Genomic DNA, 18414 nt, shown 5'->3' with positions numbered 1-18414 from the left:
GGTACAACGCACAGTACCGATTGTATGACGATCTACGGCGTCAATGTCTGGGTAGATCACTGCTGGCTATGGGCTGGCGCTGATGGACTGTTGGATGTGCGTAGTGGCAATGGTAAGATCGCAGATTATATCACCGTTTCTAATACCAAATTCAGCGACCACAACAAAGTGACGCTGATCGGTAGCAGCAATGATGATATCGAATGCCGTGATCACCTGCGGGTGACTTTCCACCATTGCTGGTATGACGGAACAGTAGATAAAGGCCTAAATCAGAGAAACCCACGTGTGCGTTTTGGAGATGTTCATATCTTCAATAATTACTACGAAGAGATTGACTCCTATTGTGCTGCTGCACGCTTCGAGTCAGATGTGGTGGTTGAAAGTACTTACTTCCGCAACTCAAAGGATCCTCATGAAATTGAAGACCAAGGGTTGGGATTGGAAGATGCTGATTTGGTAGCTATCAATAACCTTTATGAGTATTGCACCGGGAATCAAATCTCTGAAGGAGAAGCCTTTACTCCTGGTGATTTTTATGCTTACGAACCTACCCCCACATGGGATGTGCCCGCACTGGTGATGAACGAAGCTGGCCCTTTCAATCCAGAGAACAATATATCTCCTGTAGCAGTAGATGACATTATCCTTTACGGAGGTCTGTCTGGTGCGCTTACCATTTCTGCTACGGACAACGATCTGGACGAAGACAATGGTGACTTACGCATCGCCCAATTGGCCAATGACCCTCCCGGCTCAGCGACAATCAGGTTCAATAATATTTACTATTTCCCTCCGGCCAATGCCTCGGGCATAGACACTATCCTCTATTTACTGGTAGACACTCAAGGCGGTGTGGATACAGGGAGGATCATTATTGATTACGAAACCGTCAACGCCGCGGATGACCTGGGAATTCAGGATCAAGCCTTACGGATTTATCCAAACCCCGCTCGGGATCAGACCATCTTGCAATGGGATGCCTTGCCAGAGCAAGCCTTTACACTAAAAGTTTATGACAGCCTCGGACGCATAATGCTTGTTGAAAACGAATTGCGTCTAAGCTCCCCCCAATACTTGTTGGATACCCAACAATGGCCCTCAGGTACTTACTTGGTGAGTATGCAGGTAGGGACAGCTACTTATACCCAGAAATTGAATGTAAACAGGTAAGATTTCCTTTTCCATTTTTCTTAACTGCCTGTTTTGAGTCACTCAAACCAAGCCCTAAATTTCTATGCCTTTATGCAACAGAAACTATTACTCTTATGCAGTAGTTTGCTACTTCTTTTTAGCCACCTGGGGCAAGCCCAGATAACAAACGCTACTCTTTACGATTTTCGGGATGGAGCCATCATTGGTGCGGCAGAAAGCCCAGATGGACTAGTTACACTAGCGGGCGTTTACAGCCACCACGGTACGCAATATGGCTTGAATATGAAAGTGGACGGAGAGATTGGTGTCAGTGTAGCTGGCAGTAGCACCCTCCGCTTTTTAGGATCACAATATTCCGGCCTCAATATGGTAGGAACAGCTGCCGAAAGCGGCGATCTGGGTACCCACAATACCATGGTTGCTAATGATTTGAGCGACACCTATGATTTTGTGTATACTGGCGATGCCGCAGCCCTGAATTTCTTGTTGACTGCGGGTTCTGGCAACGATCTTTACTTACCAACATTGGAAGTAATTCCAGCACAGTCGGGTATTGAATTCGCAACAGCTGAAGAAAATATTATTTACTACTACGATTTCCGAGACGGCAGTATTATTCCAATCTCAACAACGGGAACGGAGGATGTCCACCTTGGGCTGGTCGATGTTTTGGTAGGGCCCAGTAATGCTTATGGATACAATGGTGCACAGCACGGCTCCATCCTCAAGGAGGGTAATCAAATTGTACTTCAAGTAGCGGGCAACACCACCATCCGCGTTGGTGGTAGTATTTATTCCAACGGCACAATCGCGGTTTCCAGCCCTGATGGTGCTTTCGATGTTAGCAGCCAAGCTGCCGCAACAGTAGGCAATTTTGGTAATGACGGCTCTACTGTAGACTTCCTTTACGTAGGCGATGCAGGTACTGTGACCTTGGATTTTACCGGGACTAACTATGTCCCTTATATTGAAACAGTGCCGGTGCCTTACGAGGTGACGCTCACTCCTTTTGTACAAAAGTCAGGTACCATCACCGTCAATGATGTTGTCATCAACTTGGAAACAGGCGAAGACGCAACCAGTAATGCAACCGTTGCTGTCAGTGAAGGGCTAATCATTAGTGCAACGCCTACGGAAGCTACAATATCTATTGATCTGGCAGGCGAAGAGCTTGCCTTCTACTTACCTACCTTTTCTACCAGTATTGATACGGTTATCTCAACGGGAGATTCTTTGCTGGTAACCTTTACGGACGCAGATACCGACCCTGTCGGGTTCTTGATCAAAGTAAGTGATAGCAGCCTCACCCCGGAAGCGGAACCAGGCGTAACCTATACCTACAATTTTGCCGATGGTTCGGAAATGCCTCAAGTCAGTTATCAGGCGCTTCGTTATCAAACCTATATTTCACATGATGGTCTGTTGACTATCAATAGCAATACAGAAGAAGAAGCCCAGCAGTTTGGTTACCATGATTCCAGCCACGGTGGAGTATTCTTTTCGGGCAATAGCTTTGACATGATCGTGGCGGGAGATGCTATCATCACTTTTATTGTCGATACTTATGGTTCTGCCGTTGATGCCGAGCTTGAATTCACGGATGCCGGAGGTAGTGTATTGGGCGCTATTGCTGGCCAAAATATCGGTGGCGATGATGGTTTGCCTGTAAGTTTCGCTTATACCGGCCCTGCCGGACTAGTGACAGCTACATTACTTAGTGAGGGCTTTCCAACGGCAGAAATTTACCTTCATGGACTGAATATTGAAAACGCTGCCGAGGTAGTAACCTCCAATGGCAAGACAGATGTTTGGGACTTTGGTGCCGAACAACTCGATACCATGCTTTACAACAATCAACTGGATGAAATGCTGATCAATGATTGGTACGATCCTGCAATTACAGTAGGCAGTGCGGGCAATACGCTTCCAAACTTCAACGCAGGCGCATTGTCCTGGTTTGGGGGTGGAAATGATCGTTTGCGAACAGTTAATACCAATCTTACCCGTTACGACGAAAATATCAGCGATGCTGGTGGCCACACAGGCCGGATATACGTAAACTCTGGCGGTAATGCTGGCCGCTATCTGAGCCTGACCCTCAGTGAAGACGATGAGGTTACCATTATCTCCAAAACTGATGCTGGTGGTACTATCAACTTTGAGTATGTTGCTGATCCGGAAGCACAAACTGATATAGTGCCTATTTCTAGTGATCTGACAGAGTTAAACTTTGTTGCCAAAGCAGCAGGTACTTACCATGTTTTCGATACCCAAGGCAAACCCAGTTATTATCGTGTGAGCAGAAAAGACGCGACCTATATAGACTTCACTGGAGCTATAGATGTGAGCCAGGCTGCTGGTATTCCTACTGATTATACTATCGTGTTTACCAACGAGGCAGGAAAAGTATGGACAACTTCTGTTACCGATGGTGCTTATGAAATGACGCTTCCAGCAACTTATACTTATGAGTTGAGTCTATCCGGGGCCAATGGCTATATTATCGATAATGGCACCTCCCTTGAAGTGTCGGAAACGACGACGGTACATGATATTACAATTGTTGGTGTGAATCTTTATACGGTATCCGGTTCCATTATGGGGCTTGATGGCGAAATAGCCAACCTCGTTTTGAATTATGAAGCTGACCCAGGTGCAGGCGCTATTTTTGTGCCAGCGCCGATCATTGATGCGGGTGCTGCTACTTATTCGGTCGAACTAGAGCCTAATATCCTGTACACGATTGTAGCAGAAGGCATCAACGATTACGAACTAATGGTTGATACCATAATTGTTGAAGGAGCAGTTACCGATGCTGATCTGGAATTTGCCGCAAAACCGGTGTATAATGTGACCATTGATGCCCAAAACTTGACAGCAGAGCAATTGGCTGACTTGAGCCTTAGCTTCAGCAATCTTTACGAGGAAGGATATGTGTATGACTACCCTTCAGTTAGTGGAATCAGCTTACGTGATGGAACTTACACCATCACGACAGGAGGGGTAGATGCTTACCCTGTGGAATTAGGTTTAACTTCGAATTTGATGGTAGCTCAAAGTGATGTTACGAAAGTTCTCACTTTTGGTCCCGTAACCAACTGGCCATTCAACGACCGGGAGATTGTCAACGGAGACCCTACTTACAAAGGGCTACTCTTTACGGGTACGGTTTACAACTCACCGAACCAGGGGCACCTTGCTGCCAACCCTGGTGCTACCATTCAAGTGCCTGCTAATCCGGGCGAAACGGTTACTGTTCAGTACTACTATACCGCAGATTTTTCGCTGGATGGCGGTGCTGCAATTACAACCAATAGCCAAAGTACCAGCATTTTTGAACAAACCGATTATGTTTACCCTGGTGTCGAACCTGGTTACGTGACCATTACTGTTGGAAGTGGTGCAGGTACGACTTACTTTACCAATATTTCAGTAGAGCAGACTTTGCCCTATAGCGCTGTCATCACCGTTGGTGTGGACAAGGATTACCAAATTATCAATGAGGCGCTCGCCGCTATCCGTCGTATGGATCGCAATGACGAAGACCGCGTAACGATCTTGGTAGATCCAGGTAATTATGAGGAAATGCTCGTCATTGATGAGCCCAACATCACCCTGGAAAATGCTGCGGCACTGCCCAATATTGATCTACTCAACCAGGGCGTGGATATAGCAGAAGGTGCCGTAAGAGTAACGGCCTACTACGGTCATGGTTACGATTATTACAGCATGGGCAACGATCAGAAGTGGAATGCAGATGTGCTGAATGTGAACCAAGCGAACGGCTATCTTTCTTACGAGAACGCCGGTGCTGGCACAACAAATGGCTCTTACTGGAATGCCACGGTAGTGGTGACAGCGGAAGGTTTCATAGCTGATCATATCATCTTTGAAAATTCTTTCAATCAGTATATTTCCCAAAAGGAATCGCAGGACATCGTCGTTATGTGGACTTCTGGCAGCCGCGGCGAACGCCCTACGGATTACGGCAATACCGATGTACAAGACCGCAGCTTTGTAGAAAGAGGTGCAGCTATTGCTGTGGTCAATAATACCGATAAGGTGGTCTTGAATAAATGCCGCGTAGTTGGCCGCCAGGATTCCTTCTATGGGGGGAGTGGTTCGCGAGTTGTGGTATACAAAGGCTCCATGATGGGTGCGGTAGATTACCTCTTTGGCGGTATGACTGCCGTATTCTACAAGACCGAACTAACGATGAATACCAGCGATGTGGGTAGTGATCAGGCATACATTACTGCTGCTCAGCAAGGTGGTGGTCGGGGTTATTTGATGTACGAATGTACCGTCAACTCAGCCCTGCCTGGAACAGAGTCAGCTTCTATGACACGCTCTAAGCCGGGCTATTTTGGACGCCCTTGGCAAGCCACAACGAGTGAAGTTGTTTTTTATAATACGATCATCGAAACCTCTGATTATCCTGGCTATGAAGGACAGTCCCTTATCTTTCCATTAGGTTGGCAAAATACGCTGGGTGGAGAGTCGGCAGGTATGTACGAAATCGGTACCGTCGAGAATTCAGGAGCAGACAACAGTCCCTTTAGAGCTTCTTGGTCAACACTGTTGACCCAGCCTCAGCTGTTGGATGGTACGGATATTACGACCTTCAATTTTACCAAAGGTAATGACGGTTGGGATCCATTACCGATGCTTATTGAAGAAGATGTGGTTGGCGTAAACCCACTGGTGCCTACTACGGCAGTGAAAGTGCATGCTTACGAAAACCGCGTTTATGTTTCAGCAGTAACGGACAGCACGCTTATCCGGGTCTACGGCCTGAATGGTGTGCTTTACAAGGTTTTCGAAACCGCTTCTGATGTAAGCTTTACCCTGCCCGGTGGTTTTTGGGTGGTTGCAGTTGATGCCCCTGACGGGCAGAAAGCGGTGAAGGTAATTACGCATTAATTGCCCCTTTTAATAACGGTGTTTTGTCTTTGACGAAATGCTGGTATGAACCACTTTTAATTCCCCTCCCAAAATGGGAGGGGAATCTAAATCAGTAAAATTAGGAGACTATGAAAACCAATAAATTAATCCTGATCGTCGCCGTAATGGGCGCTTTGATGAGTACCGCTTTTTATACCCAGCAGGATTCAATTACCATCTATCTGGTAGGAGATTCTACGATGGCCAATAAGCCCGGTACACCAGAGGAGAACCCAGAAAGAGGCTGGGGGCAGTTGTTGCCTACTTTTTTTAAACCATCGGTGAAAATCGAAAATCATGCCGTCAATGGGCGGAGTAGCAAAAGTTTTATCACCGAAGGACGTTGGAAAGTAGTATTGGAAAAGTTACAATCAGGCGATTACGTTTTCATCCAATTTGGCCATAATGATCAGAAAACTGCTGATTCGTCCCGTTATACGAACCCCTGGACAGGATACCGCAGAAATCTTCAAAAATATGTAACGGAAACAAAGGCCAAAGGAGCCTATCCCGTTATTTTATCTTCTATTGTTCGCAGGAAATTCAATGAGCAAGGTACGCTTGTAGATACCCATGGGGCTTATCCTTTTGTAGCCCGCTCGGTTGCGGAGCAAATGGACGTTCCTTTTATCGATATGCAGTTACTGACAGAGGACTATGTTATTGCTCTGGGGCCAGATGAATCCAAGGGAACTTACCTATGGGTAGCCCCTGGTGAGTATGATAAATTTCCAGAAGGAAAACAGGATGACACCCATTTAAACTTAAAAGGAGCAACAGCCTACGCAGATTTAGTGATCTCGGCAATCAAAGCAATGAAAATGCCGCTGGAATCTCATTTGAAATAGCTTTTTCCCATAAAAAGTGAATTGCGGCTAGTATTATGGTAGATATTGAATGCTGAAACCTTAAAGAAAAATAGAATATTGTGGACAACTATTGATGGTAAACAACAACTATGCAAACTACGGACCAGGGTATTAAGCCTTTTCTTGACGATAATTTTTTGCTGGAAAATTCCACTGCGGAAATCCTCTATCATGAGTTTGCGGCCAAGCAACCGATTATCGATTACCACAATCATTTACCACCAGATGAGATTGCTGATGATAAAAAGTTTACAAACCTTACAGACGTTTGGCTGAAAGGTGACCACTATAAGTGGCGGGCGATGCGCACGATGGGTGTACCCGAAAAGTTTATTACTGGTGATGCCACTAATGAAGAGAAATTTCAGAAATGGGCTCAAACAGTACCGTTTACGATCAGAAACCCTCTCTTTCATTGGACTCACCTTGAATTGAAAGGGTATTTTGGCGTCACTGAACTCCTCAATTCAGCGAGCAGTCAGCGTATTTACGAGCAATGCAACGGGCTTTTGCAAACAGATGAGTACAGCACTCGCAACCTGTTGCGCAAGATGAACGTGAAAGTCGTTTGCTCTACGGATGATCCACTGGATGATTTACGCTACCACCAGCAGGTACGAGAAGAAGGGATGGACATCAAAATGTTACCAGCCTTCCGCCCGGACAAAGCTATCCTGATTCAGCAAGAACAGTTTCCTGCCTATATTGAAAAACTAGGTGGTGTTGCTGGTGCGGATATCAAATCCTTTACAGATTTATTGCAGGCGCTAAAAGACCGGATGCAATTTTTTCATGAGCAGGGTTGCCGATTGTCAGACCATGGCTTGGAGCAAATCTATGCGGAAGATTTTACGGAAAGTGAAGTCAATACCATCTTAACCAAGCGCCTAAATGGCGGAAGTATTTCCGACGAAGAGGCTCGAAAGTTTATGTCGGCTACGCTTTACCACCTTGGCTGCTTGTATGCCGAGCTGGGTTGGGTACAGCAATTCCACCTGGGAGCTTTACGCAACAATAGTAGTCGGATGTTGCGCCAGCTAGGCCCCGATACGGGTTTCGATAGTATTGGCGATTGGGAGCAGGCCAGTGCATTGGCTAAGTTTCTGAATCGTCTGGATACGGAAGATAAATTAGCGAAGACCATTCTTTATAACCTCAACCCTCGCGACAATGAAGTCATGAGTACCATGATTGGAAATTTCAATGATGGTTCTATCCGAGGCAAGATGCAGTTTGGATCAGCCTGGTGGTTTTTAGACCAAAAGGATGGGATGGAAAAACAGCTCAATGCCTTGTCGAATATGGGCTTGTTGAGCTGCTTTATAGGGATGCTGACGGATAGCAGAAGCTTTCTATCCTTCCCTCGGCACGAGTACTTCCGTCGTTTGCTTTGTAATCTCATCGGTCGTGATGTACACAACGGAGAGTTGCCCAATGACACCGAGTGGTTGGGTGGAATTGTATCGGATATCTGCTACCGCAATGCCAAGAATTATTTTGGTTATTAAAAACAACAAAAATTCAATCCAAAAAATTGATGAAGAAGATAGTTACTTTCGGTGAAATTATGCTGCGGCTTACACCTCCAGGATTCAAGCGTTTCAGCCAAGCCGGTGAGTTTGATGTTGTGTATGGTGGTGGAGAGAGCAATGTGGCTGTTTCTTTGGCCAACTACAATCTACCTACAGAGTTTGTTACCCGTGTTCCCGATAATGAAATTGGCGAATGTGCCCTCATGGAAATGCGTAAGCGCAATGTGGGTACCAGTCATGTGATTCAAGGTGGTGAGCGTCTGGGGATTTATTTCCTGGAAATGGGTGCAGTGAGCCGAGGAAGTAAGGTGGTGTATGATCGTGCCCACAGCGGCATGGCTACCATCGAAGCAGGAATGATCGATTGGGAAGAAGTCTTTAAAGATGCCGGTTGGTTCCACTGGACAGGCATCACTCCTGCACTTTCTCAAGGGGCGGCTGACGCTTGTCTAGAGGCTATCCAGGCCGCTAATAAAATGGGTGTAACCGTTTCTACCGACCTTAATTACCGCAAAAACCTCTGGAAATACGGCAAAAAGCCGGGCGAAGTAATGCCAGCTCTCGTGGAGGGGTGTGATATCATCCTCGGCAACGAAGAGGACGCCGAAAAGCACTTTGGCCTCCACCCTGAACACGTAGATGTAACCCAGGGCGATTCCGTAGATGCCAAAGCATACCTTTCTGTATTAAAGCAGCTAATGGAAATGTTTCCCCGCGCCAAAAAGGTGATTACGACCTTACGGGGAAGTATTAGTGCCTCCCACAATACTTGGGCCGGTGTGCTCTATGATGGCAAAACCCTCTTTGAATCACCCACCTACCAGATTACTCATATTGTGGATAGAGTAGGCGGAGGAGATAGCTTCATGGGCGGCTTGATCTACGGCTTGCTGACCTACCCCGACGATGACCAGCGGGCGCTGAACTTCGCGGTGGCAGCTTCCTGCCTAAAGCACACTATCTACGGGGATGCGAACCTGGCGACAATCAAAGAAGTAGAAACCCTCATGGGAGGCGATGCCAGTGGCCGAGTTTCCCGATAAGATTAAAGTTTTCATACATTTTGGTAATTAGTGAGTGGATGGGGACTGGTAATAGAAAATTACCACCCCCATTTTTCCCCAAAAGTACTCCAAGCTTTACCGAGTAGAAAATGGAACTTGGACTGCGATCGATTGGAATTGAAGTATCAATCGATTGCATCAAAGTCCTTAAAAAATAAAAACCAGTAATGGCAAGATTTACGAGAATAGAGGTGGCACAAAAAATGGCCGAGCAGGGTATGGTGCCTTTGTTTTATAACCAGGATATTGAACTTGGCAAGAAGGTATTGAGAGCCTGTTATGCAGGAGGAGCAAGGTTGTTAGAGTTTACGAATCGTGGTGATTATGCGCACGAAGCTTTTGCCGCACTCAACAAGTATTGTGAAGCAGAGCTTCCTGAGATGATCATGGGAGTAGGTTCCGTAACAGATGCCGGCACTACTAGTTTATACCTACAGTTAGGTGCCAATTTTGTAGTAACCCCGGTACTGCGCGAAGATATTGCTATTGCTTGTAACCGGCGCAAAGTACTATGGTCTCCGGGCTGTGGATCACTGACCGAAATCTGTCGTGCAGAGGAATTGGGCTGTGAAATTGTAAAGCTCTTCCCTGGTGGCACTTACGGTCCTGAATTTGTCAAAAATATCAAAGGACCCCAGCCGTGGACCAGTGTCATGCCTACGGGTGGTGTCTCTCCTACGGAAGATAACCTCAAGGGATGGTTTAATGCTGGTGTAACCTGTGTAGGAATGGGGGCGCAAATGATCTCGTCAGATATTCTCAAGGACGGCACTTTTGAGGTCTTGGAAAAACGAGTAGCTGACACTTTGGCCCTCATCAAGAAATTACGGCAATAAACGTCGTTAAAACCTGGTATTATGAAGTACAGATTGTTAGTCTTTTTTGCAATGTTGTTTTCCTTGTCGGCTTGTTCCGAACTTAGCGAAAGCAAAACGCTCAAGTTGGCTCATGGCCTTGATACACAGCATCCTGTCCACATTGCAATGGAGTTTATGGCTGAAAGCCTGGCAGAGAAATCTGGTGGCACCTTTCAACTGGAAATTTATCCTAGTGGCCAATTAGGTAGTGAGCGCCAGTGCCTGGAGTTACTTCAGATCGGTAGCTTGGGAATGACCAAGGTTTCGGCAGCGGTAATGGAAAATTTTGCACCCAATATCCAAGTGTTAAGCCTCCCTTACATCTTTCGTAGCCGTGAGCATAACTATCATGTGCTGGATAGCGAAGTAGGTAGGAAATTACTGATTCAGGGAGAGCAATTTTGGTTGCGTGGTTTGACCTACTTCGATGCCGGGCAGCGGTCTTTTTACAGTAAGGAACCTATTCGTACTCCTGCTGATCTGCAAAACAAAAAGGTCAGGGTTCAGGAAAGTGTTACAGCGATGAATCTGGTACGTTCATTGGGAGGTGCGCCAACACCCATTTCTTGGGGAGAGTTATATACTGCCTTGCAACAGGGGGTAGTGGATGGTGCCGAAAATAACCCTCCCAGTTTTTACACGTCCCGGCACTATGAAGTCTGTAAGTACTATACCCTCAATGAACATACCGCCGTGCCGGATATTCTGGTGATCGGTTCCGTCGCTTGGAATAGCCTGGACGAGCAGCAGCAGCAATGGCTCCAGGAAGCAGCCGACGAAGCCAAGGTCTACCAACGTAAACTATGGCAAGAAGCAGAAAGAGAAGCACTGGAAGCAGTAACGGCTGCCGGGGTTGAAATTATCAGACCTGATAAAACGCTCTTTTCTGAAATGACAAAATCCTTGTTTGATGCCTATAAAGATCAGCCGGAGAAATATCAGTTGATTAAGGAAATTCAAGCCGTACAGTAACAGAAGTAAGCCTAACCATGAGAAATATAATCAATACCTACCTGGGGTATATCCTCGTCTTTTTGATGGCCCTAATGACCCTCGATGTTTTGTGGGGGGTATTTACCCGCTATGCGATGGGTAGCCAGGCCGATTGGTCGGAAGAACTGGCTCGTTTTCTATTGATTTGGATTGGTATGCTGGGTGCAGCCTACGCCTCAGGGCAGCATAAACATTTAGCCATTGACTTGCTTTTTCCCAAGCTGAGTCCGGATAACCAACGCCGGCTCTCCGTTTTTATTAACCTTCTGATCACCGTATTTGCTTTTGCCGTGCTGGTGATCGGGGGCTTCCGCTTGATGTACATTACCCAGGTACTGGGGCAGTTGTCTGCTGCACTAAGGGTACCTATGTTTTTGGTGTACGCCGTTTTGCCGGTGAGTGGTTTGTTGGTGATGTATTTCAAAGTAAGCGATTTACAAAGCGCTTAGGAACTAAAAAACACACAGAAGCATGGAAGTCCTAATTCTTGTTCTATCCTTTATTATTCTCATCGCAATTGGCGTTCCGATTGCCTGGAGTATTGGTATCAGTAGTATCTGTACCATGTTGGTCAGTATTCCTACCATCTCTGCCTTTACGACGGTCGCACAGCGGATGGCTACAGGGCTAGATAGTTTTTCACTTTTAGCAATCCCGTTTTTTGTTCTCGCAGGGGAAATTATGAACCGAGGGGGGATTGCCCGAAGGTTGGTCGCTTTCGCAAAATCTTTGGTAGGCTCACTCCCCGGCGGCCTGGCGCACGTAAACATCGTAGCAGCTATGATGTTTGGTGCCATTGCGGGGTCGGCAGTAGCTGCTGTATCAGCACTGGGAAGTATGTTGGGCAAAGAAATGGAAGCCGAAGGCTACTCTAAGGAGTTTTCGGTAGCGGTAAACGTAACCGCAAGCACCACTGGATTGGTGATCCCTCCCAGTAATATCCTGATTGTTTATTCTCTGGCTAGTGGTGGAGTGTCGATAGCAGCTTTGTTTTTAGCGGGTTATGTGCCGGGAATTATCACAGGCTTGCTGTTAATGATTACGGCCGCAATCTGGTCCAAGTTTCGTAAGTTTCCTTCTGGAGAACGAACCAAGCTTTCAGTAGTTTTTCGCACGTTTATTGATGCTTTTCCCAGTTTATTACTGCTTGTGGTCGTCATTGGTGGTATTGTGGTAGGCATCTTTACGGCAACAGAAGCTTCGGCAGTGGCAGTTCTTTATTGTCTTATCCTCAGTTTTGCCTACAAGGAAGTGACGGTTAAAAACCTTCCCCAGATTTTTCTCAACTCGGTACTCACAACGGCCATTGTTTTATTGCTTATTGGTACTTCCATGAGTATGTCCTGGATCATGGCTTACGAAAATATTCCTCAGAATATTACCGAGTTCATGCTTTCTATTAGTAACAACAAGTTTGTGATTCTCTTTATCATCAATATGCTATTGCTGTTCGTAGGGGTTTTCATGGATATGACGCCAGCTGTATTGATTTTTACACCCATTTTCCTGCCTGTCGTAACAAACCTCGGCATGGATCCTACTCATTTTGGTATCGTAATGGTACTGAACCTTTGTATTGGTCTGTGTACACCACCCGTAGGGTCGGTGCTTTTCGTCGGTGTAGGCGTGGCTGGGACAACGATACAGAAAGTGATCAAACCCTTGTTGCCCTTGTTTATTGCCATGTTGATTTCCTTGATGTTGGTAACCTACATTCCAGAGCTTAGCCTTTGGTTGCCGCGCTTGTTTGGGTTTTAGCAGCAATTAACTTCGTTGATCGTTACTACGTTCCTCTAGGTTCGCACTTTGCAGAACAATTTGCGGCAGAGGTACGGAGACACGGTTCCGACCAATAAGTCGGGATTAGGGGATATCCAATAAAACCTCCGTGTCTCCGTACCTCCGCGGCAAAAAAGTCAAAGTTAGAACTGCTGGGGTTTTAGGGAGATCTAGAAGAGTAGAAAAATAATTTATGAAAAATACGGCACTAAAAGTTCATCCTTCAGACAATGTAATTGTTGCGTTGCGCGATTTTGCAGCAGGGGAGGAGGTGGTCTTTCAGGATCATCGTTTTCAATTACAGGAAGCAATCCCTACCAAGCACAAATTTGCAGAACGTGATTTTGCACAGGGTGATATTATTACGATGTATGGAGTTACGGTAGGTAAAGCTTTGCTCCCTATCCCACGGGGTGCGCGTATTACGACGACTAATTTGGCCCATGCTTCCAACGCTTACGAAGTAGGCAAGCGACAGACGGATTGGAATGCCCCCGATATTAGCAAATTTAAAGATCAAACCTTTCAGGGATACCTTCGTGCCGATGGTGCAGTAGGAACCCGTAACTATTGGCTGGTGATTCCCCTGGTTTTTTGCGAAAACCGCAATATAAAAGTGATCAGAGAAGCCATGCTTGAGTCTTTGGGCTACGCGACTGATCGGGATTTTTCTGTCGATATGGCGGGCCTCATCCAGCAATACCAAAATGGAGCAACTGCCGATACGATTCTCGCAACGGAGGTCATCAAAACCGGGAGCGACATTCAACGAAATCGACTTTTTCCTAATGTTGATGGTATTAAATTTCTGACTCATGAAGGTGGCTGTGGCGGTATTCGCCAAGATTCCGAAACCCTTTGTCGATTACTTGCTGGTTATATTACGCACCCCAATGTAGCAGGCGCTACCATCTTGAGTTTGGGTTGCCAAAACGCGCAGATAAGCTTACTGGAATCAGCGATTGCCGAGATCAAGCCTACTTTTGATAAACCACTTTACTTACTGGAGCAACAGGCGAGTAAGTCGGAGCGAGATTTCATTGCGCAGGCAGTTAAAAAGACATTTACTGGCCTCATGGAGGCGAATAAAACAACTCGTCAACCAGCAGGTTTGCACCATCTTTCCCTTGGGTTAGAGTGTGGTGGTTCTGATGGCTTTTCCGGCATTTCTGCCAACCCCGCGCTGGGGTATACTTCCGATTTGTTGGTGGCACTCAAAGCCAAAACCATCCTTTCTGAATTTCCTGAACTGAACGGCGTAGAACAAGAAATGATCAACCGTTGCCTGACGGAGGAAAGTGCCAAAAAGTTTGCCCATATCATGGCTACTTACGCCCAAAGAGCAGAAGAAGTAGGTTCTGGTTTTGATATGAACCCTTCCCCCGGAAACATCAAAGATGGACTCATCACCGACGCAATGAAGTCGGCGGGTGCCGCAAAAAAAGGCGGCACTTCCCCCGTAGTCGGTGTTTTGGATTATACAGAACAAGTCAGTGATCCTGGTTTGTACCTCCTGTGTACACCGGGAAATGATGTAGAAAGCACGACCGGTTTGGCCGGTTCTGGTGCTAACCTTATTGTATTTACCACTGGTCTTGGAACCCCCACCGGGAATCCTATTGCCCCAACGGTTAAAATGTCGAGTAATACAGCATTAGCCAACCGAATGGCCGATTTGATTGACATCAATGCTGGTACTGTTATCTCCGGCGAAGATACCATTGAAAGTAAAGGAGAAGAGTTGTTGGAACTATTGATCAAAGTCGCCAGCGGAGAAGTGTTGACGAAGGCCGAACGGCTCGGACAAGATGATTTTATTCCCTGGAAACGTGGCGTTTCCTTGTAATGATAGATGAAAAATGATGAAACTGAATCGTAATAATGCTAAGATAGATGCTGCCCCCACAGCTCGTATTCTCCAATTCGGAGGCGGGAATTTCCTGCGTGGCTTCGCCGATTGGATCGTTGATGTTTACAACCAAAAATCAGCTGACCCCATGGGGGTTTTGGTGGTAAAGCCTACTGAACGCGGCGACTACCAGGCCTGGCGCGAACAAGACGGTTTGTACCACGTACTGACCAAAGGCATCCGCGATGGCGAACTGATGGATGAAAAGCATTTGGTCAAATGTGTGGGAGAAATTATTCACCCCTACCACAATTGGCAAGGATTCCTCCGTAGTGCTGAAAACAGTAACCTGCGGTTTATTCTTTCCAATACGACCGAAACGGGAATTCGCTTTTCAGCAGAGGATCAATTTAGCGATGCGCCTCCTGCTGAGTTCCCTGCCAAGCTCACCCGGTGGTTGTACCATCGCTATGAGCATTTTGCGGGTGATCCGGCGATGGGTTGCGTGCTTATCCCTACCGAATTGTTGGTAGACAACGGAGAGGAATTAAAAAAGGCTATCCTACAATACGTCGATGCATGGAGCTTGGATGCAGGGTTTACCACTTGGCTAAATGAAGCCAATACTTTTTGCAATACCCTGGTTGACCGCATTGTCCCAGGCGTTGGCAAAGAAGAAATGACAGCAGCTTTAGCGCAAGCAGGTTTTGAGGACGAAATGATCACCCAGGGAGAACCTTACCATTTCTGGGGCATTGAAGCGCCGATGGCTGTCCGTGAAGAATGTCCCCTCGATAAAATCGGTCTGAATATCATTTATACCGACGACCTGACGCCCTATCGTACCAGTAAAGTTCGTATCCTCAATGGTGCGCATACTGCTATGGTGCCCGTTGGTTATTTGTATGGCATAACTACTGTTCGCGAAACCGTAGAGCATCCGATAATGGGCGCTTTTGTACAAAAGGTCATTTTTGAGGAAATCATGCCCACCTTGGACATGAAGGAAGAGGAATTGAAGAAGTTTGCCAAGGATGTACTCGACCGTTTCAAGAATCCTTTTATCCATCACCAGTTGATCAGTATTGCACTCAACAGTGTGTCCAAATTTAAGACTCGCTTGTTGCCTTCGCTGCTGGAATACTCCAAGCGAAAAGGAGCATTGCCTGAGGGGATTGTCCTTTCTCTGGCAGCTTTGATTCGTTTTTATAAAGGTTCTTTTGACGGAAAAACAATTCCGTTGAAAGACGAACCTTGGGCTACAAGCTTCTTGGCCGCCGCTTGGGAGCAATGTGACGGAAGTGAAGCCGCAATAGCTGTATTGGTACAGAAAGTCTTACAGTGGAAAGCGGCTTGGAGCGAAGACTTGTCGACTGTTCATGGCCTGCAAAAAATGCTGACAGACTACCTCTTGCAGATGGATCAAGAAGGAGGAATTACAAATATTGTAAAACGGGCCATCACATGAAAAAAACAACCTTGTTAAGTCTTCTGATCCTAGCACTTTTGAGCTTGCAAGCTCAAAAAGAGATAGCGCTTTACCCAGGGCCCATCCCGAATGCTCGCCCGGTGCCAGATCCCGAACAGGTAGTACAACGCGAAACAGGAGGCCGAGCCTATCTTGATACAGCTGTACCAACGCTTACAGTCTTCACACCGCCCCATCCAAATGGCAAGGCGGTGGTCATTTGCCCTGGCGGCGGTTACGTTAAAACGGCTTTTGATAAGGAAGGAATACTAGTGGCCCAGTCACTGTTGGAAGACAGCATCACTTCTTTTGTACTAAAATACCGAATCCCACAGGATTTGACCAATGTCGATAAATCGCTGGCACCGCTTCAGGATGCGCAACAAGCGATTCGGTACGTAAGAAAGAATGCACAGGCTTATCAGCTAGATCCCGCAAAAATAGGAATCATGGGCTTTTCCGCAGGTGGGCATTTGGCCGCTTCGGCAGCTACCCATTTTCAGAAGAATGCGGATTCAAATGAAACAGACACAACCGCTATTCGCCCGGATTTTGTGATGCTCATCTACCCGGTGATCAGCTTTAGCGATGAACTCACGCATCGCGGTTCACGAGAACATTTGTTGGGTGCCAATCCCACCACTGCGGAAATACTGCACTGGTCCAATGAAGAGCAAGTTGCAACAGATACACCACCGTCCTTTTTGGTTCATGCAGCAGATGATAAGGCCGTTCCTGTAGGCAATAGCCTGGCTTATTATCAAGCTTGCATAGCACATGATGTGCCAGTAGAAATGCACTTGTATCCACGCGGCGGGCACGGGTTCGGCATGTACAATACAACGACTCCCGACGATTGGATGGAACGTTTGAAAAATTGGCTGAGTACCCTATGAAAAACGTAAAGCATAGCTGGATATTGGGGCTCCTTTTATTGGCTTTGAGCAGTCAGGCTCAGAGCAATTATTACCCTCGGGATACGACCTATACCATCCAGTCTGCTTACGAAAAAGCCAGCCGGAAATACCCGGATATTGAAGCCGTTTGGCCCAAGTTGCCTCGTTCGGTGGCGAGTCATGAAAACATTGTGTACCTCCAGTTAGAAAATGACCGCCAGCTCCACGTGGATGTTTATCATCCCAAACGGCAAGGAAAGAAAAAACGCCCCGCCGTACTCATGATTCACGGTGGAGGCTGGATGGCCGGTTCGAAAGAAAATATGAGGCCGATGGCCCAACAGCTGGCCAGGAACGGTTATGTGACGGTCGTGGCAGAATACCGCCTTGGCGGCGAAGCGCCCTATCCAGCAGCTGTTCAAGACTTGAAAACAGCGGTACGATGGATTCGGGCAGAAGCGGGAAATTACGGGATTGATCCCGAAAAGATAGCCGCTTATGGCTGTTCGGCGGGTGCGCATTTAGCCTCGCTACTTGGGGCCACCAACGGGTTACCACTTTATGATGTTCACGAAGCGTATACTGATTATTCCGCTGCCGTTCAAGCAGTCCTTAATATCGATGGTATTGTTTCTTTTGTCCACCCAGAAGCAGAACCTGAATGGACGGGCCGTTCAGCCAATGCTTGGCTAGGTGACTATACGGAGAATTACCCCCGTTGGGAAGCAGCTTCTCCTCTGACTTATGCCGATAAAAATCTGCCCCCTTTTCTATTTGTCAATAGTTCTTATCCGCGATTTCACGCTGGGCGTGAGGATTTACGCGCGCTTCTTCAAGAAAATGGTACCTACTACGAAGCCCACACTTTTGCTGGTTCACCGCATGGGTTTTGGTTGTTTAAACCCTGGTTTAAACCCACCTTGTCCTATTCAGTAGGTTTTTTGCGAAAGGTGTTTGAATAGATTGCTGCCTTTGTTCACCTAGCGACCGTAATTGATCTACTGTCGC

General features: G+C 46.7%; 13 protein-coding genes. All 13 read left to right on the top strand.

Annotation, left to right across the window (positions count from 1 at the left end):
- Positions 1-1173: T9SS type A sorting domain-containing protein (locus ACRBG0_RS17475; protein WP_431488151.1), on the top strand; the 1173-nt coding region annotated here is incomplete at its 5' end.
- 72 nt (positions 1174-1245) lie between these two features.
- The gene (locus ACRBG0_RS17470; protein WP_431488150.1) at positions 1246-6078 is read left to right on the top strand and encodes a pectinesterase family protein; all 4833 of its coding nucleotides are present in this window, start codon (positions 1246-1248) and stop codon (positions 6076-6078) included.
- A 110-nt stretch (positions 6079-6188) separates the two neighbouring features.
- Positions 6189-6947 (top strand): rhamnogalacturonan acetylesterase, encoded by a 759-nt coding sequence (locus ACRBG0_RS17465; protein ID WP_431488149.1) that lies wholly within the window; start codon positions 6189-6191, stop codon positions 6945-6947.
- Positions 6948-7057: 110 nt separating this feature from the next.
- A complete protein-coding gene (gene uxaC, locus ACRBG0_RS17460) occupies positions 7058-8476 on the top strand; it encodes a glucuronate isomerase (protein ID WP_431488148.1) in 1419 nt (472 codons plus the stop codon).
- Between the two features lie 29 nt (positions 8477-8505).
- Positions 8506-9543, top strand: a complete 1038-nt coding sequence (locus ACRBG0_RS17455; protein ID WP_020534973.1) for a sugar kinase — start codon at positions 8506-8508, stop codon at positions 9541-9543.
- Between the two features lie 188 nt (positions 9544-9731).
- Positions 9732-10400: a bifunctional 4-hydroxy-2-oxoglutarate aldolase/2-dehydro-3-deoxy-phosphogluconate aldolase gene (locus ACRBG0_RS17450; protein ID WP_431488147.1), complete on the top strand. Its 669-nt coding sequence runs from the start codon at positions 9732-9734 to the stop codon at positions 10398-10400.
- A gap of 21 nt (positions 10401-10421) precedes the next feature.
- Positions 10422-11393 carry a TRAP transporter substrate-binding protein gene (locus ACRBG0_RS17445; RefSeq protein ID WP_431488146.1) on the top strand — a complete coding sequence of 324 codons (972 nt, stop codon included), beginning with the start codon at positions 10422-10424 and terminating at the stop codon, positions 11391-11393.
- A gap of 17 nt (positions 11394-11410) precedes the next feature.
- Positions 11411-11863 carry a TRAP transporter small permease gene (locus ACRBG0_RS17440; protein WP_431488145.1) on the top strand — a complete coding sequence of 151 codons (453 nt, stop codon included), beginning with the start codon at positions 11411-11413 and terminating at the stop codon, positions 11861-11863.
- Between the two features lie 22 nt (positions 11864-11885).
- Positions 11886-13172 (top strand): TRAP transporter large permease, encoded by a 1287-nt coding sequence (locus ACRBG0_RS17435; protein ID WP_431488144.1) that lies wholly within the window; start codon positions 11886-11888, stop codon positions 13170-13172.
- 214 nt (positions 13173-13386) lie between these two features.
- Positions 13387-15039, top strand: coding sequence for a UxaA family hydrolase (locus ACRBG0_RS17430; RefSeq protein WP_431488143.1), 1653 nt, complete (start codon positions 13387-13389; stop codon positions 15037-15039).
- A gap of 13 nt (positions 15040-15052) precedes the next feature.
- On the top strand, positions 15053-16510 hold the full coding sequence (locus ACRBG0_RS17425) for a tagaturonate reductase (RefSeq protein ID WP_431488142.1): 1458 nt from the start codon (positions 15053-15055) through the stop codon (positions 16508-16510).
- Positions 16507-17406, top strand: a complete 900-nt coding sequence (locus tag ACRBG0_RS17420) for an alpha/beta hydrolase (protein ID WP_431488141.1) — start codon at positions 16507-16509, stop codon at positions 17404-17406. Before ACRBG0_RS17425 ends, ACRBG0_RS17420 begins: the two co-directional genes overlap by 4 nt.
- Positions 17403-18368, top strand: a complete 966-nt coding sequence (locus ACRBG0_RS17415) for an alpha/beta hydrolase fold domain-containing protein (RefSeq protein ID WP_431488140.1) — start codon at positions 17403-17405, stop codon at positions 18366-18368. Before ACRBG0_RS17420 ends, ACRBG0_RS17415 begins: the two co-directional genes overlap by 4 nt.
- The last annotated feature ends 46 nt before the right edge of the window (positions 18369-18414 follow it).

Origin of the sequence: Lewinella sp., from assembly GCF_050633125.1 — a bacterium.
Lineage (GTDB): Bacteria > Bacteroidota > Bacteroidia > Chitinophagales > Saprospiraceae > Lewinella.
Note: the sequence above shows the minus strand (reverse complement) of the source record. Positions and strands in the feature narration are given on the sequence as shown.